A 20,703-nucleotide genomic window follows, 5' to 3' on the forward strand; every position below is an offset into this window, starting at 1 on the left:
CCACAGGTTCTGCGACCAGACCGAATCTCATTGAGCACAATTGAATGACTCCCTTGCCCGCACCTTTGCGCTGGCTCTACTCCCTGGAATGGCGCCGTGGTTTTTTCGACTGGGCGCGCAGCGATGGCGTGACCTGGGTCTACATCTTCAAGGTGTTGATCGCTGCATTCCTCACGCTGTGGCTGGCCATGCGTCTGGAATTGCCGCAACCGCGCACGGCGATGATCACCGTGTTCATCGTCATGCAGCCGCAGAGCGGCCAGGTGTTCGCCAAGAGTTTCTATCGCTTCCTCGGCACGTTGGCCGGCTCGGCGATGATGGTCACGCTGATCGCATTGTTCGCGCAGAACACCGAACTGTTCCTCGGTTCGCTGGCGATCTGGGTCGGCATCTGCTCGGCCGGTGCCGCGCGTTGCCGCAACTTCCGTGCTTACGGTTTTGTCCTCGCCGGTTACACCGCCGCGATGGTCGGGCTGCCGGCGCTGGCGCACCCGGACGGCGCGTTCATGGCGGCGGTGTGGCGGGTGCTGGAAATCTCCCTGGGGATTCTCTGCTCGACTCTGGTCAGCGCCGCGATCCTGCCGCAAACCGCCAGCGCCGCCATGCGCAATGCCTTGTATCAGCGCTTTGGCGTGTTCGCGCTGTTCGTCACCGATGGCCTGCGCGGGCGCAGCAAAGCCGAGTCTTTCGAGGCGAGCAACGTGCGTTTTATCGCCGAAGCCGTGGGGCTGGAAGGGCTGCGCAGCGTGACCGTGTTCGAAGACCCGCACATGCGTCGGCGCAACGGTCGCCTGAGCCGCTTGAACAGCGAGTTCATGGGCATCACCACCCGCTTCAACGCCCTGCATCAGTTGCTTGAACGCTTGCGTGGCAATGGCGAAGAACATGTGGTCGCCGCTATCAGACCGGGTCTGCAGGATCTCGCCGAAGTGCTCGACGGCTTCAGTGGTCGCGCCCTGACCAGCCCCGATGCAGCGCGCTTGGCGACAGCGCTGGCGAGCTACAAGGAAGGCCTGCCGGCACGCGTGCGCAGCCTGCGCGCTATCTTCCAGGAAACCGAGCCGAGCGACGCCGAGCAACTGGATTTCCACACCGCTTACGAACTGCTCTATCGCTTCGTCGATGATTTGCACAGTTATGCACAGACCCACGCATCCTTGGCCGATCACCGCCACGAACGTGAGCGCTGGGACGAGCCGTTCACCCCGCAAACCAATTGGTGGGCGGCTGCTGCGTCGGGCATTCGCGCCTCGTTCATTCTGGTTGTACTGGGCAGCTATTGGGTCGCCACCGCATGGCCAAGCGGCGCGACGATGACCCTGATTGCGGCCGCCACCGTGGGTCTTTCGGCCGCCACGCCAAACCCGAAGCGCATGGCGTTCCAGATGGCGTGCGGTACGTTTCTCGGTGCCCTGATCGGCTTTGTCGAGATGTTTTTCATCTTCCCGTGGATCGATGGTTTCCCGCTGCTGTGCGTGATGCTCGCACCGGTGATCGTCCTCGGCTCGTTCCTCACGTCGCGGCCGCAATACGCCGGTGTAGGCCTCGGTTTGCTGATCTTCTTCAGCACCGGTTCGGTGCCGGACAACCTGACTATTTACAACCCTTACACCTTCATCAACGACTACATCGCCATGGTCATGGGCATGCTGGTCTGCGCCGCGGCGGGGGCAATTATTCTGCCGCCGAACAGTCGCTGGTTGTGGAAGCGTCTGGAGCAGGATCTGCGCGGCCAAGTGGTCTACGCGATCAGCGGCAAACTCAAAGGCCTGGCGTCGAGTTTCGAGAGCCGCACACGTGATCTGCTGCACCAGGCTTACGGCCTGGCGGCTGGGGAGCCGAAGGTGCAAAAGAACCTGCTGCGCTGGATGTTCGTGGTACTGGAAGTCGGCCACGCGATCATCGAGCTGCGCAAGGAGCAGGCGATCCTGCCGGTGCACCCGGCCTATGCCGAATCGCAACCATGGCGACAAGCGATCCGTGTGATGGGTCGTGCGTTGGTGCGACTGTTCCTGCAACCGAACTCCAGCAATCTCGAACGCGCACTGGTCGCGGTCGACCATGCGATCAGTCGCGTAGCGGCCACTGACGAACCGTTCGCGCCGCACTTCGATACCTCGGCATTGCGTCGGGTTAAGAGCTATCTGCACTTTATCCGCACTTCGCTGCTCGACCCGCAATCACCGCTCGCTGCCTACGCCATCGCCAAGCCCGAAGGACTTGCCCATGCCTCGTGAAATCGCCTTCCACGGCGTGTACATGCCGACCATGACTTTGATGTTTTTCATTGCTGCGGCGCTGGCCTGGGCGGTGGATCGTTTTTTGTCCGGATTCGATCTGTACCGCTTTTTCTGGCACCCGGCGCTGCTGCGTCTGAGTCTGTTTACCTGTCTGTTCGGCGCCATGGCGCTGACTGTCTACCGTTGAGAACGATCTGATGAAAAAGTTTTTCAGCCTGCTCGCGACCCTGCTGGTGCTGGCCCTGGCGTTGTGGATCGGCCGCACGTTGTGGGAGCACTACATGAACACGCCGTGGACCCGCGATGGCCGGGTTCGCGCCGACATCATCAACGTCGCCGCCGACGTCACTGGCGAAGTGATCGATGTGCCGGTGCGCGACAACCAACTGGTGAAGAAGGGCGATTTGCTCATGCAGATCGACCCCGAGCATTACCGTATCGCGGTCAAACAAGCGCAGTCGCTGGTGGCTTCGCGCAAGTCGACGTGGGAGATGCGCAAGGTCAATGCCCATCGCCGCGCCGACCTCGACAACCTGGTGATCTCCAAGGAAAACCGCGACGACGCCAGCAACATCGCCGACGCCGCGCTGGCCGATTACCAACACGCCCAGGCGCAACTGGAAGCCGCTGAACTCAACCTGAAACGCACCGAAGTGCGCGCGGCGGTCGACGGTTATGTGACCAACCTCAACGTGCACCGCGGTGACTACGCGCGCATCGGCGAGGCGAAAATGGCCGTGGTCGACATGAATTCGTTCTGGGTTTACGGCTTTTTCGAAGAAACCAAACTGCCCCACGTGAAAGTGGGCGACAAGGCCGACATGCAGTTGATGAGCGGCGAAGTGCTCAAGGGCCATGTGGAAAGTATTTCCCGCGGTATCTATGATCGCGATAACCCGGAAAGCCGCGAGTTGATTGCCGATGTGAACCCGACGTTCAACTGGGTGCGGTTGGCGCAACGGGTGCCGGTGCGGATTCATATTGATGAAGTGCCGGAGGGTGTTTTGTTGGCAGCGGGGATTACTTGCACGGTGGTGGTAAATCAGAGCGCTATGGATAACTGATGGATCGAGTCGTCTGCATCGCGAGCAGGCTCACTCCTACAGGGGATCTGTGTCACACCGCAGATCCCCTGTAGGAGTGAGCCTGCTCGCGATAAGGGCGGCTCGGTATTTCAGGAAACTGCCGAACATTCACTCACTGCAAAACGTCTCTTGCAAATGCAGCCAGAACACCCGCCCGGATTCGAGTTTTTCAAACACCACCGTCGAGCGCCGATCCGTGTGCGCACCGCTCGCATCGCTCTGCTGTTCGCGGTAACTCACGGTCGCGCCGCGCTGATGCAGGGCAATCACGCGTAACTCACTGAGCTGGATTCTGAAACCTTTCTTCTGCCCGCCTGCGGCTTGGAACAGCAGGCGCAAGGCATCGACATCCAGCGCTCGGCCCAACGGCGTCACCATGGAAAAACGCGGTGAAAAACGCGCCAGCAATCGCTGCAGCGCGGCGTCATCTTCTTCTACGGCAAACCATCGTTCGATGGCTTCGTGCGCCTGGATCACCTCGTCCAGGTAGGGGGTGGCGTCATTCATGCAGTTTTTTCCTCAAGGGCAGGTGGGTTCAATAGTGCGAGCACGTGGGTCGAGTCGAAACGCAGGACGGCGACCATTGGCAACACGGTCAGCAGCGCGGCGGCGATAAAGCAGGCACTGAAACCGTCACCACCCAACGCGCCCAGCAGTGAGCTGAGCAGCGCCGCCGCGAGGCAGAAACCGAGTTGGCGATTGATGTTCCACAGGGCGCTGGAGTGGCCCATTTTTTCTGGCGTAATGCCGACGAAGGCCAAGGTCTGGGCGGTGACGCTGCACACGCTGCCGCCCAGCCCCATCAGGGCGTAGGCGATGATCAGCGGTGTGCTCGCCGGTTGTTCGATGCGCATCAGCAGAACAATACCCAGGCATTGCAGGAGCATGCCGACGCTGAGCAATGGCTTGGGGCCGATGCGGTTGAAACTGCGTTTGCCAAGCATGATCGCCACGCCCGAACCGACGGCCCACGGCAGCATCAGTGCGCCGGTCTGCGCCGCGCCGACACCGAGGGTGTGCAGGTACAACACGGCAATCATGTGGGTGCCGGTGAACACCCCGGGCACACACAAGTAGATCAACATCGCCAGACGCAGCGACGGGTGCTTGATCAGTTGCAGATCGAGGATCGCGCCGGGTTTGCGCCAGCCATCGCGCAGGTAAAGGCCCAGGATCAGGATGCTGAGTATCAGAACAATGATGCCGAGTGCTCTGGTGCTGGCGTCGCTTACCAGACTGACGGCGATCAATAACAAACTCAGTGCCGACGCCGCCAGCAGCAGGCCACGGGCATCCAGCGTCGGACGCTCATGCAAGGGCTGATCGGCTTTCAACCAGAGCAGGCCAAGCCCGAATGCGAGCAGTGTCAGCGGCAGATTCAGGTAGAAAATCCAGCGCCACGACAATGCCTGAACGATCAACCCGCCGGCCGCCGGCGACAGTGCCGGCACCAGCAGCGCCACCAGCAACACCACACCGGTGAAGTGCGCGCGTTGTGTCGCCGGAAATTGTCGATAGGCCAGGGCTTGGCCCACCGGCAGCAGCAGTCCGCCACCGAGGCCTTGCAGGAGTCGCCAGGCAATCAGGCTTTCAATCGATCCGGCCTGTGCCACCAGCGCCGAACCCAGGCCGAACAACAGCAGCGACGCGAGGATCAGCCGCCGTTCGCCGACCCGTGTTGCCAGCCATACGCTCAGTGGAATGATCAGCGTCAGACCAAGCATGTAGGCGTTGCTGATCCACGCCAGTTGCGTCACCGAGGCGTGCAGTTGTTGAGCGATGTCGGGGTAAGCGATGCTGGCGACGAACATGTTCAGCAGGTCGAGCGCGAAGCCCAACAAATACACCAGCGCGACTTTCGAGCGATAAGCCATGGCAGCTTCCCTGTGATGAGACGTGCAGGTTAGGGCGCTTCTGCTCATAGGAAAACGCTGGTTTGGCTGCTAGTTTGTCAAAATTATTTTGACAAGGAGTGCCGTGGATATGGTCAGCCTGGATCGTTTTGACACCTTCAAAGCCGTGGTCGAGGCCGGTTCGCTGACCGCTGCTGCCGATACGCTAGGGCAAACGCGGGCGGTGGTCAGCTTCAACCTCAAGCGCCTGGAGGAAGAACTGGGTGTGACCTTGCTCACGCGCAACACCCGGCAACTGGCGCTGACCGATGCCGGTGAACGCTTTTATCGACGCTGCCTGCGCACGCTGGATGAGGCGCGGCTGGCGATCGAAGAAGCGCGTTCGGAGCACGCACAGCTCAAGGGCACACTGCGTATCACCACGACGGTCGAGTTTGCCTTGGCTCAGGTGGTGCCGGCGCTTGAGGTGTTTCGCCAGCAGCAACCACAGCTGAACATTCATCTGTCCACATCCTCGACCCATGCCGATCTGATTTCCGAGCGCTTTGACATGGCGATTCGGCTGGGACGCATGCACGACTCCAATCTGCGTGCGGTGCAGTTGTCGACGTTCGAAATATTTGCCGTGGCGGCGCCGGAGTTGGTCGAGCGCTTCGCGCCGGTGGTCACGCTGGCCACGCTGGAGTCGATGCCGACGTTAGGGCATGGACGGGTGCCGGAACTGACCGTGACCGATCCGGCCGGTACAGAGCATTTCTACCAGCCGAAACCGGGAACCACCGCCATCGTCGCGGACAACTCGGCGACGCTGCGGGCGTTTGCATTGACCGGGCAAGGCGTGGCGATTTTGCCGCAATGGCTGATTCAGGACGATCTTGATGCGGGGCGGTTACAGCGTTTGCTGGTGGATTACCGGTTTGCGCCGCAAGGGGTGTATGCGCTGTACCCGGACACCCGGCATTTGCCGCTGAAAGTACGGGCGTTCATTGATTTCATGAAGGGCTGGGGCTGAGTGTTTGAGGTGTATTTTCTGGCCTCTTCGCGAGCAAGCTCGCTCCCACAGGGGATCTTCGGCATGACAGAGAACCCATGTGGGAGCGAGCCTGCTCGCGAAAGCGTCAACCCGGTCTCAGAGCTTTGCGCGCAACCCGAACCGCTTCATCAACGTCGATTCCAGCAAGCCCTTGGGCAACAACGTCGCCAACAACGGCAGCGCGCGGCTGCCATTGCCGATGCGGATCAAGCGTGGCGGTTTGCTCTGCTGTACAGCCTTCAACAATACAGCCGCAAACTCATTGGCCGGCGTCGGTTTGTCCTGTGAAGCCTTGGCCCGTGCCCGGATGCCTTCACGCAGTGGAAACCACGGTGACTGCTCGTTGATCAACTGCTCGGCTTCATGCCCGGCATTCTTGGCGAAACTCGATTGAATCGCCCCCGGTTGAACCTCCATGACGCGTACACCAAACGGCGCGAGTTCCATGCGCAAGGCATCACTCAATGCGTGCACGGCTGCTTTCGAGGCGCAGTACGCACCGGCAAACGGCGTGACCAGCACACCGGACACACTGCCGATATTCACCACCAGACCCTTGGCCCGGCGCAGCACCGGAAACAACGCGCGAGTGACGCCGACAATCGAAAACACATTGGTCTCGAACTGACGCTGCATCGCCGCCACTCCGCCATCGAGCAGCGGCCCCATGGCGCCGTAACCGGCGTTGTTGATCAGCACGTCGAGGCCGCCGTGTTGCTGGTTGATCCGCTCGCCGAGTTGCTCCAGCGCCGCATTGTCGTTGACGTCGAGTTGCACGGCGGTGAACCCGGCAGACGCCAGCAACGCGACATCTTCAGCCTTGCGCGTGCTGGCCCAGACTTCGAAACCGGCGGCTTTGAACGCATCGGCGAGGGCACGGCCGATGCCGCTGGAACAACCGGTAATCAACGCAACGGGCATGGCGCATTCCTTGTGCAAATAGAGTGGGGAAGGGGATCAGTCGGAGAAACTGCCTTGCAATCGCTCGGCGCGAAACTCCAGGGTTTGCGGGCGATAACCGGGGCGCAGCGGCGGCATCGGCAGACAGTCTTCCCATTCGCCGCCGGCTTGCAGTTCGCCAGGGCCGCGATAGCGTGGCGCGGTGTATTGGTTGTCGGCCAGATTCACCGTGTCGCCCGGCGCATAGGCTGCAATGCGCCAGCGTAGCTCGGTGAGGGGCACGTCGTTGGCGTTTTTCATTTTCAGTTGCAACGGACGATCGGCCGGGCATTGCTCCGGGGCGTACGCGATACGCATCTCAAGGCGCGCCAGTTGCTTGATCTCGCGGTTGTCCAGCCACACCACCCACATGGCCACAAAGCCCAGGCCAATCGCCGCCGCCACCGAGACCGGCAAGGCTTTGGCCGGGTAGCGCAACAGCAGGATCAACCAGGTAATGACCAGCAGAATGCCGATGAACATGCGCACAACCTCGAGGAGAGAGAGGGTCATCCTACCTAAGCGTAGGTGAGGTTGGCGATGGGCATCGGGACTTGCGGTGTCTGACCGGGCCTCTTCGCGAGCAGGCTCGCTCCCACAGGGGAATGCATTTCAAGTGTGGGAGCGAGCCTGCTCGCGAAGAGGCCATTTCAGGCGCCACAGAATCAGGACAAAAAAAGCCCCCGCCCAACCCGCTGCGGATAGGGGACGCAGTGGGCTGGACGGGGGCTTCTTGTTCTACTGAACGTTATTGCGCGATGGTCTTCACCGACACGCCACGTTCGATCGGGGTGGAGCGACCGTAGATATCTTCGAAGCGTTCGATGTCGTCTTCGCCCAGGTACGAGCCCGACTGTACTTCGATGATTTCCAGCGGGATCTTGCCCGGGTTGCGCAGGCGATGCACCGAAGCGATCGGGATGTAGGTCGACTGGTTTTCGCAGAGCAGGAACACGTTTTCATCGCAGGTCACTTCGGCGGTGCCGCTGACCACGATCCAGTGTTCGGCGCGGTGGTGGTGCATCTGCAGCGACAGGCACGCGCCCGGTTTCACCGAGATGTGCTTGACCTGGAAACGCCCGCCCATGTCCACCGAGTCGTACGAGCCCCAAGGACGATAGACTTCACAGTGATTCTGGGTTTCGCTGCGGCCCTGCTCATTGAGCGTGTTGACCATTTGCTTGACGCCCTGAACCTTGTCTTTGTGCGCAATCATCATGGCGTCTTTGGTTTCGACCACGACGATGTTTTCCAGACCGATCACCGACACCAGTTTGCCGTTGCCGTGGATCATGCAGTTCTTGCTGTCCTGAATCACCACATCGCCCTTGGTGACGTTGCCGTTGGCGTCTTTCTCGTTGACTTCCCACAGCGACGACCAGCAACCGACATCGCTCCAGCCGGCGGTCAACGGCACGACGCAGGCGCGCTGGGTTTTTTCCATGACGGAGTAGTCGATGGAGTTGTCCGGGCAGCAGGCGAAGGTGGCTTCGTCGAAGGTGATGGTGTCGGCGTCCTGCTGGCTGCGTTCGAGGGTCAGCAGGCAGGTGTCGTAGATGTCCGGATCGTGCTTTTTCAGTTCTTCGAGGAAGCGGCTGGCGCGGAACAGGAACATGCCGCTGTTCCAGTAGTAACCGCCGGATTCGACGTACTCGGTGGCACGTTTGACGTCAGGTTTTTCGACGAAGTGCGAAACGCGGCTGACGCCTTCGGGCAGCAGCGAATCGGCGGTGGATTTGATGTAGCCGTAACCGGTTTCCGGTTTGGTCGCCGGCACGCCGAACAGGACCATTTCGCCGTTTTCGGCAGCTACGGTGGCCAGGGCGAGGGCGCGTTGCAGGGCTTTCTGGTCTTCCAGCACGTGGTCGGCCGGCAGCACCAGCATCAACTCGTCACGACCTTCATTGACCAGCATCATCGCCGTCAGCGCCACGGCCGGCGCGGTGTTGCGGCCGAACGGTTCCATCAGGATGCGCTGGCATTCCAGATTGCGGTTGCTCAACTGCTCGTTGACGATGAAGCGGTGATCCTTGTTGCAGACCACGATCGGGGTGTCCATGCCTTCGAACACCAAGCGCTCGAGGGTCTGCTGGAACAGTGTGTGTTCGCCGGTCAGGGCGAGGAATTGCTTAGGGAACTGCTTACGCGAAAGCGGCCAGAGACGCGAACCGCTACCACCTGACAAGATCACCGGAATCATATTGTTTACTCCATAAAATCGATTGGTTAGAGGCACGAACGCTGTGTCGTTTCACTCTTGTTTTTGTCTCGTATCCGAACTGACAACCCGGTCAAGGGTGGGAGCGAGCCTGCTCGCGAAAGCGGCGTATCAGTCGACATTGATGTTGGATGTCAGACCGTATTCGCGAGCAGGCTCGCTCCCACATGGGGCAATGCGTCAGTTCGGAAAATTTGTTAGCGAGTCGATACCGGGCGTTTCACCCAGACTGGCGACAGGCTGCTGCCGCTGCCGGTGACGTACAGCACCGCGGCTTCACCGCGCTCCAGGGCAACCGGTTTGACGTCGCCGACTTTCTTGTCACCTTCGTACAGCGCCAGGCTGACTTTCACCGGGTTGATTTCACGCTCGCCACGGCCCTTGGCGGCCACGTTCGGCACCACGTCGGTCTTGCCGTCGGCAGTCTTCAGGGTCAGCGGCTTGTCGCTGAGGTTCTGCACGCGCACCAAGGATTTCTGCTTGTTCTTGAACGGCGGCTCTTCGATCAGTTGCGGCGCGCCGGAAGCGTTGTTGACCAGGGTGTAGTAGTGGTCACCGGCGAGTTTCACCGGCAGGGTCTGGCTGCCGACCTTGGCGCTGTAATCACCGCCCGGCATGAAGCTGAAGTCGCTGCTGGCCAGTGGCGCAACGTCGCTCAGGTTGGTGCTGCCGACAGTCGCGCTGACTTCTGCGTTGCTGGCGTTGTAGACACGCACAAAGGTCGAGCCTTTCGGTGCGGTCGGGCCGTAGAGCGCGGCGTCGCCACCGGCGAAGGCAGGCACGGAAAGCACGCTGAGGCCAGCAACCAGAGCGAAGCTTTTAGCGAGACGACGAGGAGTAGTAGTGAAAGTCATGGTGTACCTCTCTTTCAGTTTTGCGCCCGATCGGGCGTCTCGGATTTAGTGTTGATTGCTACGTTTTGTTGGCGTGCGCCGGCTTGTTTAAGCTCTGCGACCCACTGCGGGTCGGCGTCGCCGATTTCGTTGTTCACAGGCAGATAACGTTCAGGAAACTCCCAGATCAGCACCTGTGGCGGGCTGTTCTTGAAGTCATCGCTTTTCAGGTAGCTGAGCATCGGCAGGATCGGACCGTGGCCGTCTTCGGCGTAGCTCACCACGTCGCTGTGCAGCGCTTGTTTCAGTGCACCGACGAAGTTCCAGTTGGGGTTGGCGCTGTAGCTGGTGCCGACCAGTGCCACCGGCACTTCATTGCTGGCGAACAGCGCGTCGTCACCGGCAGGCTGATCGTCGGCCGCGACGGTGTTGCGCTTTTGCAGCGGCTCTTGCGCCGGCATCAGGTTTTCAAACAGCGGATCGAGCGGCAGGAACAAGCGCAGGTCGCCCTTGTGCGTGACCTTCTCCGCCGGGGTGGTGACGAAGCGCTGCGGCTCACCGCTCAGCGGGAACTTGTCGGCGATGGTTTTCGCCAGGGTGTTCGCCGCGATCTCCGCGCCTTCCGGCGTCCAGTGGGTGTCGGTGCGCAGGAACACTTGCTGACCGTTCTGCTTGGCCTGTTGGAAAGGCTTGAGCAGGTCAGGGGCGAGGATCTTGTCGGCCGCGACGCGGTGGTGGAAATCCTGATAAAGGTTTTCGTGGATGCTCGCCGGTTTCACTTCACCCAGATGCTCCGGGTACAGACGAACCTTGGCCGGCACGATCGCCATCACCAGTTTCACGCCTTTCTCTTTGAGGGTCTGGCGTACGCCTTCGACCAGCGCGTAGTTGCCTTGCAGGTTCAGCTCTTCGTTGACGATCGGGTTGAATTCCTCATCGCTGTACAACCACTGATCGCGACCGAGCACCACGCCCGGACGACCTTCGTTGAACAGTTTGAAATCCAGCGCGGCCCAGAGGTTGGTGCCCAGACGCTTGATCGGGAATTCATCGTCGTAGTGCGTTTCCACAGCCTTGGTCCAGCGGCCGTTGAGTACCGTCGCATCGGCGTTGGTGCTGAAGCCGAAGAAGCTGCGAACCGACCACACACCGAGGACCAACAGGGTCACCAGGAACAGGGCGATGTAGAAGATGCGTAATGAGCGGGTCATGTCAGATCCCTCAGAACTGGAAGTAAAGGAACGGCGAGAAGCTTTGCGCCGAAAGTTTGAGAATCGAGGCGATGAACAGCAGCAGGATCAAGCCGCGCATCACATAGCGCGACCAGTCCGCGCTCCAGTAGGCCGGTTGCACCTGGGCTTCGACGCCGACGGTGTAGCCAGGCTCGTGGATGCTCGCCGGGTTTTCGCCGGGTGCTGCTTTGATCATTCCCGGGGTCGCGGTGGCAGGGCCGTTGGCCTCGACGTTGACTTCAGGTCTGGTTTTGGCCGGCGGCTGGTTGGTGTACAGATCGCGCAGACCGAAGAAGGCCAGCGTTACGTACGCCACAACCAAAGTTGCCACTTGCAGACCGGTAAGGCTGGCCTGATTGAGTTCCGACAACGACCAGTCGCCGAAGCTGAACATTGCGCCGTACATGCGACCGGCAACGTGCAGGTTCTCGGCACGGAAGATCACCCAGCCCATGACCACGAGCAGGAAGGTCAGTGCCCAGCGGATCGGGTTGAGGCTGCGCGGCGAGGTGTTCAGGCCCAGCGCTTTTTCAATCGCCAGCCACATGCCGTGCCAGGCGCCCCAGACGATGTAGGTGATGTTCGCGCCGTGCCACAGACCACCGAGGAGCATGGTCAGGAACAGGTTGCGATAGGTCATCAGCGTGCCTTTACGGTTACCGCCGAGGGTGATGTACAGATAGTCACGCAGCCAGGTCGACAGGCTGATGTGCCAGCGACGCCAGAACTCGGTGATCGACTGGCTGATGTACGGCTGTTTGAAGTTTTCCATGAAACGGAAACCCATCATCAAGCCCAGACCGATGGCCATGTCGCTGTAACCGGAGAAGTCGAAATACAGCTGCGCGGTGTAGGCCAGCGCGCCGAGCCAGGCATCACCGGTAGTCGGGTTTTGCAGGGCGAAGCAATGGTCAGCGACCACCGCGAGGGTGTCGGCGATGAAGACCTTCTTGATGAAACCCTGCATGAACCGCGTGCAGCCCTCGGAGAACTTGTCGAGGGTGTGCGTGCGGTTGTTGAACTGGTCGGCGAGGTCGCGGAAACGCAGAACCGGGCCGGCAATCAAGTGCGGGAAGATCGCCACGAACGCCGCGAAGTCGATCAGGTTGCGCGTGGCCGGGGTGTCGCCGCGATACACGTCGATGATGTAGCTGATCGACTCGAAGATGTAGAACGAGATCCCGATCGGCAGCAGCACGTGGGTGAGGATGAACGGCTCAAGACCGACCGACGTCATCATCGCGTTGATGCTGTCGACGCCGAAGTTGGCGTACTTGAAGTAGCCGAGGATGCACAGGTCGACTGCTACGCCGAGCAACAGCCAGCGCTGCGCCGGTTTGGTCCGCACACCGGCGGCACCGACTTTGAGGCCGATCCAGTAGTTCCACAATGTGACGGCGGCGAACAGCGCGAGGAAGTCCACACGCCACCAGGCATAGAACACATAGCTGGCGATCAGCAGCAGCAGATTGCGATAGCGTTGCCCGCTCAAGTAGTACAAGCCGAGAAAGATCGGCAAGAACAGAAACAGGAACACGTTGGATGAAAATACCATCCCGATCTCTCCATGTTTGAACCAACAGTCAAGGGCCAAAGCCCCCCCAACCCCCCCGTGGTAGTGGAGGGGTGAAACGGTGTTTCTGTCAGGGTTGTGCAGGGCCTTGAAATCTTTCCCTCACCCCCCGCCCTCTCCCGGAGGGAGAGGGAGCCTGATCTCCATGTTTTTCAAAAATGGAGATCGACTCGGTATTTCCTTGCAGCCTGATCTCGTTTTTTTCAAAGCCTGAGATCGACTCGGTATTTCTGTGCAGCCTGATCTCGGTTGTTTTTCAAAGCCTGAGATCGACTCGGTATTTCATTTCGGCGTAACTCGCACAGCCACCTCGGTCAGTCCCCTCTCCCGGAGGGAGAGGGGGCCTGATCTCCATGTTTTTCAAAAATGGAGATCGACTCGGTATTTCTGTGCAGCCTGATCTCGGTTGTTTTTCAACACCTGAGATCGACTCGGTATTTCATTTCGGCGTAACTCGCGCAGCCACCTCGGTCAGTTCCCTCTCCCTTTGGGAGAGGGTTAGGGTGAGGGGCTTTTAGCCCTTTTCATGTGACGGGTCGTAGACCTTGGTCAGGTCGCCACCCAGGCGGAAAGTCTTGAACGGCTGCATGCCGTGCTTCTTCTCGATGACATCCGGCGCACAGGTGTAGAGCGTGCAGAACGGTTCGAGCCAAGCGAATTTCATGTCCTCTTTCAGGTCAGTCATGTCCTGCTCTTTGCCGTTCTTCTTCTCGAATTCATCCGGGTCTTTCACCCCGGACAACACCCGATCACCGAGACGTTTCAGCGCGCCATTGTTTTCCTGACGCAAATCAACCCCGTTGACCTGGGCGAAACTGGCAATCATCGCCAGCGGCGGCAGGGCGTAGTTGTGATAGGCAAGAGCGCGTTGCTGACGCTTGAGTTCGTTCGGCAGGAAGCCGTCGGCATCGACTTGATTGACGCCAACCTTGTATTCCTTCACTGCCCAGTCAAACAGGTCGCGGCGGTTGGTCGCGACCGACGTCGCCATCACCGACCATGCAGCCCAGTAGGAGTGGTTGTTGGTTTTTTCCAGCGGCAGGTTGTCCCAGTCGCTGACCACCTGATCGGCCATTTTGCTGAACCACGCCTCGATCAACTGCGCTTCCTGCTGATGCTGGGCCAGCGGGTGCGAGTCGGAGAACTTCAGGCGAATGTACGAAGAGGCCATGCTGCCCAGCGCCCATTTGCGCATCGACTTGCCGGTGTGGTTGAAGTCTTTCGACATCAACGCATCGGCCTTGGCCCACGCGGTCAGCCAGTTCAGCGTGCAATCGAGCTGCTCCGGGCGACCGTCGCGCATGAACTGCATCACCCGTTTGGCGGTGCCGCGTTCCAGCGTGGTGATGTCTTTGGTGGTGTCGCGAAAGGCCTTTTCCGACTGCACGTTCAGCGTTGCGCGGGCCTTGTCCGAACCTTCGTATTTGCTGCGAAATTGCAGCGGCCCGGTGTACGGCGTCGGCATCGCATCGCAGCCTTCGCTTTTGTCACCGGTCTTGAATTTATCCACAGGCGCGAAATAGCCCTGAGGTGGACGCAGTGGCGCGGCGGCCTGAGTCGCCCCGGCGAACATCGCCAGCCCGAGCAGCGTTGGCGCTAACAGAGTTTTCAGTTTCGAGTTTCGCATAGCAGACCTCATTGCCCGACCTGAGCGGTTTGTTGCCCAGCGCCCGGGAATACGTTGCGTTTGCAGATTTTCGCTTCGACTTTCTGTGGCGCGGTGCCCGCTTCCGGGCCCTGGACTTCGACCGCCAGCAGGTTTTGCGAGGCCCAGTCTTCGTCCGTGCGCAACTCAAAGGCGAAACGACCGTCGGTGTCGGAGGTTTCCGGTTTCTCGATCTTGATGTCCTCGTGGCGACCGTTCATGTACCAGAGGGTGGCTTGCAGGGTTTTCACCGAAGGGTCGGCGAAGCGGATGTCGACCTGATGGCTGCTGTTCTGCAGGTTCAGGTTCTTGCTGTTGACCAGCAGTTCTTGTTTGCTGCCCGGCTTGAGCGTAGTGCTCGCGGACATTTGCGCGTCTTTGCCTTCGCAGCCGTTGTCGAGAAGAGACATCATCTGGCGATAGATGGTTTCCTGATCGAGGCGGTACAGCGGCGAGAATTCCCAGATGAGAATTTTCGGCGGAGTCTTCTGGAATTCGTCGCTGCCCAGGTACTGCAACATCGAACCTTCCAGACCACCGCCGGGGAAGGCGACGTTGAGAATGTCGGCGCCGATGGCTTCTTCGAGGAAGCCGGCGAAGTTGTAGTTCTTGCCGCTGTGCGACGTACCGACGAGGGTGATTTGCGGGTTGCCGGAATCACCAAACAGGTCGCCATCACCGGCCTCGCCCTTAGGCTCGGTGGTGAACTGATCCATGTACTGGATCGCGTAACTGGTGCCGCACAGTTGCCCGGCCATGTTGTGCAGGGTGCCGGTCTTGCCCATGCGCCCGGAGCGCTTGGTCTCGAATTCACGCTTGGGCACGTCGGCGAAAGCCGGGATCTGCTTGACCTTCTCGGCGACGATTTTCGCCGTGCGCTGTGCACCGTATGGCGTCCAGTGTTGGTCGCCACGGAAGTAGAAATCGTGGGCGGGCAGGGTGTCTGGCAGCGACTCGTTGGTCAGCGGCGACAGGTCCGGCACCACGTAACCCATCTTGGCAAAACGGCCGAGCATGGTCTTGTAGTTGCCCAGCGCTTTCTCATAATCGAACGCGGCTTTTTCCTGCGGGTTGAGCTTGTTGCGGTTCACCAGGCCACGGGTTGGCTGATAGACGATCACCAACTCAACGCCTTTGGCCTTGAACGCATCGTGCAGTTGTTGCAGGCGTTTGTAGCCGGCCGGGGTGGTGTTGAACTCGGTACGCAGATCTTCCTGAGTCCGGAACAACCAGTCGCCCTGGGCCTGCACCAACGTGGTGAAGTTCTGCTGATAACGCGTGGTGTAGTTCTTCGCGTCATGGGCGGCCGGGCACAGGTTGCAGCACGGTTCGGCGCTGAATTTTGGCGGCGTGGCAGCGGCGCCTTCATCGGCGCGCGCGCCGTTGCTGACCGCGAGAATGCCCACGGTCAGGGCCGACAGGCTGAGTAATCTGATCAAGTGTGGGTGCATAAAATTATCCTCAGTCCCGCATTTCGGTCTGGCGTTCGACAGGGTCGATCAGCACGGCTTTCTGCTGGCGCACCAGCAGGTCGAGAATTTCATCCTGGCGCTCGCCGAGGATGCCGTTGAAGCTGATGCCGCTGGATTTGGTCGGCGCCAGCATCGACACGCGATACAGCTCGACACTCAACGGTGAATCGATCGACAGCGGGCCGCTGCCGTTGGCCGCCAGTTCACCGCCAACGACGATCAGCGACACCTGCGCATCGAACGGGTCGAGCTTGATGTCACGGTCGGTGTCGGTGAGGTCTTTGATGTGGCCGTAGACGCCGGTCAAACCGTTGGCCATGGCGACGTTTTCGTAGAGGCGGATGTTCACGCTGTTACGAATGCGGATGCCGTGGCGCTTGTTGCTGATGACTTTGTTGCCCCACAGCAAATTGTCGGCGGACTCGTAGAGGGTGATGCCGTCGGTGTGGTTCTTGTAGATCTCGTTGTAGGCAATGATGTTGTTGACGCTGTTACGGTCGATCACCAGGCCCGACAGGTGGTTGTCGAAGCTCTTGTTGTTGAAGATGAAGCTGTCGTTGACCTCACGGGAAATAATGATCCCGTGCTTCTTCTTCGTGCCGTGCACGGTGTTTTCGGCAATGATCAGGCCGTGGGAACGGTCGTGCGGGTCGATGCCGTAGACGATATTGTCTTTGTAGGTGTTGCCCTTGACCACGAAGTCGCGGGTCTCGTAGCAGTAGAAGCCGTACCACATGTCGGAGAACTCGGAGCCGACGATCCAGCCAGTCGGTTCAGGACGCTTGAGGACCTTGGCCATGTTCGGCGTGTACTGGGAAATACTCACCCCGTACGACTTACTGTTGGCGTAGCCGAAACTGGCCATCTTGCTGTTGACGATGTAGGTCTCGGTGCCACCCCAAGCGAGCAGGAACGGACGGAATTCCTTCGGCGAACGGAAGGTCGCCGGGCCGTTTTCCTTTTCGCGCCAGCCGGTGACTTTGGTGTCACGCACGAACAGCTGGCCGTCGTTGACCATGAACGCACCGGCCTCTTGCGACAGGCGCAGTTCCTGGGTCTGGCCGTCGATTTCGAGGATGCCTTTACGGCCAACCACGATCGGCAGCTTCGACAGGTACACGCCCGGCGCGGTCTCGCTGAAATACTGCTTGGGCAGTTTCTGCGCCAGATCCTTGAGGTTCATGTAGCCGTCATCGACGAAGATCGCCTGCGGGATACCGTGCTGACGCACCACCCATTCGGCCATCTTGTTGTCGCCGCCGATAAAGTCCTTCAGCGCGTCTTCCTGCATCATCCGGCGCACGCTGATCTTGCCCGCTTTGCTGCGGTTGATCTTCGCGGCGGCGGCTTCTGCGGTGTAGCCGGAAATGTCCGGCAGTTTCGGCGCGGCCAGATTCAGCGCCTCGGTGGGTGCGCTGCTGACGGTATACGTCTTGGCTTGTTGCAGCTCTTTCGCGGTGGTCACCGGCTTAACCGGCTCCACAGTCGCGAAGGCGCCAGCGCTGGCCAGCAGCATCGCGCCGGCCAGCAGGCTGAGTGAGCCTATCCTGGTGCTGATCATGTCGGGCACTCCCTTGGCGGTTTGCATCAGAAGCGCCAGATCACGTCGATGAACGCGCGGTGCATGTACGAATCAACCTGCTTGCCGTAGGCATCGCCCGGTTTGAACACACCGCCACGGAAGCGCACCAGGGCCGAAGGCTCGTCGATCGACTGGCTCAACGCCGCCGGCAACAGGCCTTGCTTGAAGTACTTGGTGACGACCAGGTCCATCTCCTGACCAAGGTCCTTGTTGCCGTCTTCAAGCGGCAGCGAGGTGCTGGAGAGGATCGCGCCGGTGGCGTCGTCGGTGTTGTTTTCCACGGCGTTGATGCCGTTGCTGCCCACCGGCTTGTTGCCGTCGACACGCCAGAACTTGTGGTAGATCAGGCTGGCGTCGTACTCGTCGTTGACCATCCACGAACCGAACAGGGTCGCGGTCTGCATGTTGTTCATTTCGCCACGGAACGCTTCGCCGAAACGGTGCACACGCGAGCGCGTACCGGTGTAGTTGGAGCGGTTGCTCTCCAGACCGTTCTGTTCGTAATCGGCGCTGGCGCGGGCATAGGCACCGCCGACTTGCCATTGCGGATCGAGGCGCAGGCGCACACCGATGTCGGTGGCCCAGCCGTTGACGTCATCGCTGCGCTTGGCTTGCGCCGGGCGCGAACCATCGGCGTTCAGCGCGTTGACCGTGTCGCGGTCACCGCTCATGCCGGTGATGCTGCCCCAGTAGTTGACGGTGTTGGTGTTGCGCCAGTTGTAGGCGTCGCTGTCAGCGGTCAGGCCGATCCAGCTGATGTCGCCGTTCTCGGTCTTGTCCAGCGAGTCGCGCGGAACACCCGGCTCGGCGTAATCGAGTTTGCCGTCATCGTGGGTGTGATGACCGCGAATGCCGACCCAGTTGCCCGGCGTCCACTGATAGGCCGCATCGGCGTAGGCGTGCAGGCGATCCTTGTCTTTCGGCGCCAGCTCTTTCAGGTCGGTGCGGTATTCGCTGAAGCGTTCGGCAACACCGGCGTTGGCGCGCAACAGGGTGGTGTCGAAGGTCCAGTTCAGCGCTTCGATGTTGGTGTCGCGCCACTGGCCGTCGTCATTACGCAGACGCTGGCGACCGAACTTGAGCATCTCGCCCGGGTACGGGGTGAGGCCGCTGTAGCCGACCCAGAACTCACGCATTGCCAGGTAGTTTTTCTTGGTTTTGCGATCACTGTTGTCGGTGGCTTGTTCGCCGTCGGATTGTTGCAGGGTGTCGGTTTCGATGATGTCGGTCGAGGTCACGGCCTGACCCATGGCGTAGGCGCTCCACGCGCCGCTTTCGCCGTAGATCCATGGACGCAGGTCGAGGCCGACGCCATTGACGTCGCCGCCACCGGCGGTGCCGAGGTCACGGTCATCTTCGGACTGGCCGGTGACTTTCACTTCGAGGCCGAAGTTCTTGGTTTCAGTCATCGCGGCCAGTGTCGGGCAAGACCAGATCAGCGCGAACGAAAGGCCAATGCCGGCCTTCACGAATGGATTCAGCTTCATAGTTTTTCCTCGCCGTCTTCTTCTTGCAGGGCGTGCAGTTGCAGCGTGTTCGGGTTCAGAGCGCCACGGCTGGCTTGCTCTTGTTGCAGCAGACGTTGCGCTTCGGCGAGACGCTCGGGCGGCAGTTGCGCGGCGAGGGTGGTCGCCAGCTCATCGGCTTGCGGGGTGTTTTGCGCCTTGGCCAGTTGGCTGAACACGTAGGCGTTGAGCGGATCGGGCTTGGTGCCCTTGCCTTGGGAGAACAGTTGCGCGATGGCGAAGTCGGCGCTGTTCTGGCCGTTGCGCGCAGCGGTCAGCAAGTGGTCGAGAGCCTTCTGCGGGTAGACCTTGCCGAGGTAGCCACGGCGATAGATCTGGCCGAGGTAGTAGTCGGCGGCGACTTCGCGGCCAACGGCTTTCTGGAAATGTTCTTCGGCGACTTTGGCGTCGGCCGGGACCATTTTGCCTTCGTAGTAGAGCTTGCCCAGCAACAGCTCGGCGCGCGGCTGGTCGGCGGCGCGGCCGTTGTCGAGGTACTTCATCATCTGGTCGACGTCACCCAGTTCCGGGTAGTCGTAGAGCAATTGCGCGAGGGTCACCCACGACGCCGGGTAGCCGGGAGCAATCGGTTCGAGCAGCGACTGAGCGGTTTTTTCGTCGGTCTTGCCCAGGGTCGAATCGGCCAGTACACGGGCTACAGAATCGACGCGCTGTGCAGTGACGGTGCCACGGCTGTAACCGGCCTGCATCTGCTTGATCAGCTCGGCTTGCTGTTCTGGCTGGGCACGTTTCTGATAAACCGTGGCCAGTTCGACGTAGCAGATGTCGGTGGTGTTGAGCGCGGCTTTGCAGATTTTTTCCACGTCATCCAGGTGCTGGTCGTAAGTACCCTGAGTGCGATACAGCAGCACTTGCGCCAGACCTGCTTCCGGGTAACCGGATTTGCGCCACTGATCGATCTGCTGCTGCGCGTTGATGTTCGGGAAGCTGTGCGGGTATTGCAGATAGAGCATCGCCAGCGGGATCAACGTATTGCCTTCGCCATTGGCGGCGGCTTTTTTCAACAGGGTTTCGGCTTCGTGGTGCTCGGCTTCGGTGGAACCCGGTTTGGCCACCAGCAAACGGCCGAGACGGGCCTGAGCGCGCGGCGAAACACTGGCAGCAGCGCGGTAAGTCGCTTCGGCCTGTTTCATTTGCGCAGGGTCGCGGCTGTCGACCTGGATATCGGCGAGGCCGACTTGCGCTTCGCTGTAACCGAGATCGGCCAGTTGCTGATAGTTCTGCGCGGCGGTGGCGGTGTCGCCACGCTTGAGCGCTTCGTTGGCCAGACGCTGATCGGGCAGGCCGGCGCAACCGGCCAGAGAGACTGCCAAAGCCAGCGAGCACACCACTAGTCCCATGTGGGAGCGAGCCTGCTCGCGAAGCAGTCGACTCGGTACATCAGACAAACCGTGCTGACCCTTTCGCGAGCAGGCTCGCTCCCACAGGGTCGGCGGTGTGTTGAAGATAGGAGTAGTCACAGGCATGTCCTC

At 60.4% G+C, this 20,703-nt stretch carries 17 protein-coding genes; 4 read left to right on the forward strand and 13 right to left on the reverse strand.

Annotated features, from left to right (window positions below):
• Positions 1 to 44: 44 nt before the first annotated feature.
• The 3 genes from AC5SEM_RS01400 to AC5SEM_RS01410 are packed head-to-tail and all read left to right on the forward strand — an operon-like array spanning position 45 to position 3,304.
• Positions 45 to 2,237, forward strand: a complete 2,193-nt coding sequence (locus tag AC5SEM_RS01400; protein WP_495472015.1) for an FUSC family protein — start codon at positions 45 to 47, stop codon at positions 2,235 to 2,237.
• Complete coding sequence (locus AC5SEM_RS01405) at positions 2,227 to 2,427, forward strand: DUF1656 domain-containing protein (RefSeq protein ID WP_007914106.1); 201 nt, start codon at positions 2,227 to 2,229, stop codon at positions 2,425 to 2,427. The genes AC5SEM_RS01400 and AC5SEM_RS01405 overlap by 11 nt, the downstream gene beginning before the upstream one ends.
• 10 nt (positions 2,428 to 2,437) lie before the next feature.
• The gene (locus tag AC5SEM_RS01410) at positions 2,438 to 3,304 is read left to right on the forward strand and encodes an efflux RND transporter periplasmic adaptor subunit (protein ID WP_495472016.1); all 867 of its coding nucleotides are present in this window, start codon (positions 2,438 to 2,440) and stop codon (positions 3,302 to 3,304) included.
• A 129-nt stretch (positions 3,305 to 3,433) separates the two neighbouring features.
• On the opposite strand, the gene AC5SEM_RS01415 is transcribed toward AC5SEM_RS01410, so the two are convergent.
• Both AC5SEM_RS01415 and AC5SEM_RS01420 read right to left on the reverse strand, forming a co-directional pair.
• Positions 3,434 to 3,832, reverse strand: coding sequence for a DUF4440 domain-containing protein (locus AC5SEM_RS01415; RefSeq protein ID WP_495472017.1), 399 nt, complete (start codon positions 3,830 to 3,832; stop codon positions 3,434 to 3,436).
• The gene (locus AC5SEM_RS01420; RefSeq protein ID WP_495472018.1) at positions 3,829 to 5,247 is read right to left on the reverse strand and encodes an MFS transporter; all 1,419 of its coding nucleotides are present in this window, start codon (positions 5,245 to 5,247) and stop codon (positions 3,829 to 3,831) included. Before AC5SEM_RS01420 ends, AC5SEM_RS01415 begins: the two co-directional genes overlap by 4 nt.
• A gap of 61 nt (positions 5,248 to 5,308) precedes the next feature.
• On the opposite strand from AC5SEM_RS01420, the gene AC5SEM_RS01425 reads away from it, so the two are divergent.
• Positions 5,309 to 6,190 (forward strand): LysR family transcriptional regulator, encoded by an 882-nt coding sequence (locus AC5SEM_RS01425; protein WP_331695841.1) that lies wholly within the window; start codon positions 5,309 to 5,311, stop codon positions 6,188 to 6,190.
• A gap of 117 nt (positions 6,191 to 6,307) precedes the next feature.
• Here the strand turns inward: AC5SEM_RS01425 and AC5SEM_RS01430 are convergent, their stop codons facing one another.
• From AC5SEM_RS01430 to algK, 11 genes are all read right to left on the reverse strand, one after another.
• The gene (locus AC5SEM_RS01430; RefSeq protein ID WP_495472019.1) at positions 6,308 to 7,132 is read right to left on the reverse strand and encodes an SDR family oxidoreductase; all 825 of its coding nucleotides are present in this window, start codon (positions 7,130 to 7,132) and stop codon (positions 6,308 to 6,310) included.
• A gap of 36 nt (positions 7,133 to 7,168) precedes the next feature.
• Positions 7,169 to 7,633: a multidrug transporter gene (locus AC5SEM_RS01435; RefSeq protein ID WP_077571208.1), complete on the reverse strand. Its 465-nt coding sequence runs from the start codon at positions 7,631 to 7,633 to the stop codon at positions 7,169 to 7,171.
• A gap of 265 nt (positions 7,634 to 7,898) precedes the next feature.
• Positions 7,899 to 9,350: a mannose-1-phosphate guanylyltransferase/mannose-6-phosphate isomerase gene (locus tag AC5SEM_RS01440; protein WP_495472020.1), complete on the reverse strand. Its 1,452-nt coding sequence runs from the start codon at positions 9,348 to 9,350 to the stop codon at positions 7,899 to 7,901.
• 215 nt (positions 9,351 to 9,565) lie between these two features.
• The gene (locus tag AC5SEM_RS01445) at positions 9,566 to 10,222 is read right to left on the reverse strand and encodes an alginate O-acetyltransferase AlgF (RefSeq protein WP_007914291.1); all 657 of its coding nucleotides are present in this window, start codon (positions 10,220 to 10,222) and stop codon (positions 9,566 to 9,568) included.
• A 14-nt stretch (positions 10,223 to 10,236) separates the two neighbouring features.
• A complete protein-coding gene (locus AC5SEM_RS01450; RefSeq protein WP_495472021.1) occupies positions 10,237 to 11,412 on the reverse strand; it encodes an alginate O-acetyltransferase in 1,176 nt (391 codons plus the stop codon).
• A 10-nt stretch (positions 11,413 to 11,422) separates the two neighbouring features.
• Positions 11,423 to 12,988: an MBOAT family O-acyltransferase gene (locus AC5SEM_RS01455; RefSeq protein ID WP_495472022.1), complete on the reverse strand. Its 1,566-nt coding sequence runs from the start codon at positions 12,986 to 12,988 to the stop codon at positions 11,423 to 11,425.
• A 532-nt stretch (positions 12,989 to 13,520) separates the two neighbouring features.
• Positions 13,521 to 14,633 (reverse strand): mannuronate-specific alginate lyase, encoded by a 1,113-nt coding sequence (locus tag AC5SEM_RS01460; RefSeq protein WP_495472023.1) that lies wholly within the window; start codon positions 14,631 to 14,633, stop codon positions 13,521 to 13,523.
• Between the two features lie 8 nt (positions 14,634 to 14,641).
• On the reverse strand, positions 14,642 to 16,102 hold the full coding sequence (locus AC5SEM_RS01465) for an alginate O-acetyltransferase (RefSeq protein ID WP_495472024.1): 1,461 nt from the start codon (positions 16,100 to 16,102) through the stop codon (positions 14,642 to 14,644).
• 10 nt (positions 16,103 to 16,112) lie between these two features.
• A complete protein-coding gene (algG, locus tag AC5SEM_RS01470; protein ID WP_495472025.1) occupies positions 16,113 to 17,684 on the reverse strand; it encodes a mannuronan 5-epimerase AlgG in 1,572 nt (523 codons plus the stop codon).
• A gap of 26 nt (positions 17,685 to 17,710) precedes the next feature.
• Positions 17,711 to 19,192, reverse strand: coding sequence for an alginate export family protein (locus tag AC5SEM_RS01475; RefSeq protein WP_495472026.1), 1,482 nt, complete (start codon positions 19,190 to 19,192; stop codon positions 17,711 to 17,713).
• Positions 19,189 to 20,697: an alginate biosynthesis TPR repeat lipoprotein AlgK gene (gene algK / locus AC5SEM_RS01480; protein WP_495472027.1), complete on the reverse strand. Its 1,509-nt coding sequence runs from the start codon at positions 20,695 to 20,697 to the stop codon at positions 19,189 to 19,191. Before algK ends, AC5SEM_RS01475 begins: the two co-directional genes overlap by 4 nt.
• Between the last annotated feature and the right edge of the window lie 6 nt (positions 20,698 to 20,703).

The sequence above is a fragment of the Pseudomonas sp. CH61 genome (assembly GCF_059429415.1).

What these genes read in the sequence shown, in the direction of transcription:
- AC5SEM_RS01400 (WP_495472015.1), top strand. Translation starts at nt 45, where the DNA reads ATGACTCCCTTGCCCGCACCTTTGCGCTGGCTCTACTCCCTGGAATGG.
- AC5SEM_RS01405 (WP_007914106.1), top strand. Translation starts at nt 2,227, where the DNA reads ATGCCTCGTGAAATCGCCTTCCACGGCGTGTACATGCCGACCATGACT.
- AC5SEM_RS01410 (WP_495472016.1), top strand. Translation starts at nt 2,438, where the DNA reads ATGAAAAAGTTTTTCAGCCTGCTCGCGACCCTGCTGGTGCTGGCCCTG.
- AC5SEM_RS01415 (WP_495472017.1), bottom strand. Translation starts at nt 3,832, where the DNA reads ATGAATGACGCCACCCCCTACCTGGACGAGGTGATCCAGGCGCACGAA.
- AC5SEM_RS01420 (WP_495472018.1), bottom strand. Translation starts at nt 5,247, where the DNA reads ATGAGCAGAAGCGCCCTAACCTGCACGTCTCATCACAGGGAAGCTGCC.
- AC5SEM_RS01425 (WP_331695841.1), top strand. Translation starts at nt 5,309, where the DNA reads ATGGTCAGCCTGGATCGTTTTGACACCTTCAAAGCCGTGGTCGAGGCC.
- AC5SEM_RS01430 (WP_495472019.1), bottom strand. Translation starts at nt 7,132, where the DNA reads ATGCCCGTTGCGTTGATTACCGGTTGTTCCAGCGGCATCGGCCGTGCC.
- AC5SEM_RS01435 (WP_077571208.1), bottom strand. Translation starts at nt 7,633, where the DNA reads ATGTTCATCGGCATTCTGCTGGTCATTACCTGGTTGATCCTGCTGTTG.
- AC5SEM_RS01440 (WP_495472020.1), bottom strand. Translation starts at nt 9,350, where the DNA reads ATGATTCCGGTGATCTTGTCAGGTGGTAGCGGTTCGCGTCTCTGGCCG.
- AC5SEM_RS01445 (WP_007914291.1), bottom strand. Translation starts at nt 10,222, where the DNA reads ATGACTTTCACTACTACTCCTCGTCGTCTCGCTAAAAGCTTCGCTCTG.
- AC5SEM_RS01450 (WP_495472021.1), bottom strand. Translation starts at nt 11,412, where the DNA reads ATGACCCGCTCATTACGCATCTTCTACATCGCCCTGTTCCTGGTGACC.
- AC5SEM_RS01455 (WP_495472022.1), bottom strand. Translation starts at nt 12,988, where the DNA reads ATGGTATTTTCATCCAACGTGTTCCTGTTTCTGTTCTTGCCGATCTTT.
- AC5SEM_RS01460 (WP_495472023.1), bottom strand. Translation starts at nt 14,633, where the DNA reads ATGCGAAACTCGAAACTGAAAACTCTGTTAGCGCCAACGCTGCTCGGG.
- AC5SEM_RS01465 (WP_495472024.1), bottom strand. Translation starts at nt 16,102, where the DNA reads ATGCACCCACACTTGATCAGATTACTCAGCCTGTCGGCCCTGACCGTG.
- algG (WP_495472025.1), bottom strand. Translation starts at nt 17,684, where the DNA reads ATGATCAGCACCAGGATAGGCTCACTCAGCCTGCTGGCCGGCGCGATG.
- AC5SEM_RS01475 (WP_495472026.1), bottom strand. Translation starts at nt 19,192, where the DNA reads ATGAAGCTGAATCCATTCGTGAAGGCCGGCATTGGCCTTTCGTTCGCG.
- algK (WP_495472027.1), bottom strand. Translation starts at nt 20,697, where the DNA reads ATGCCTGTGACTACTCCTATCTTCAACACACCGCCGACCCTGTGGGAG.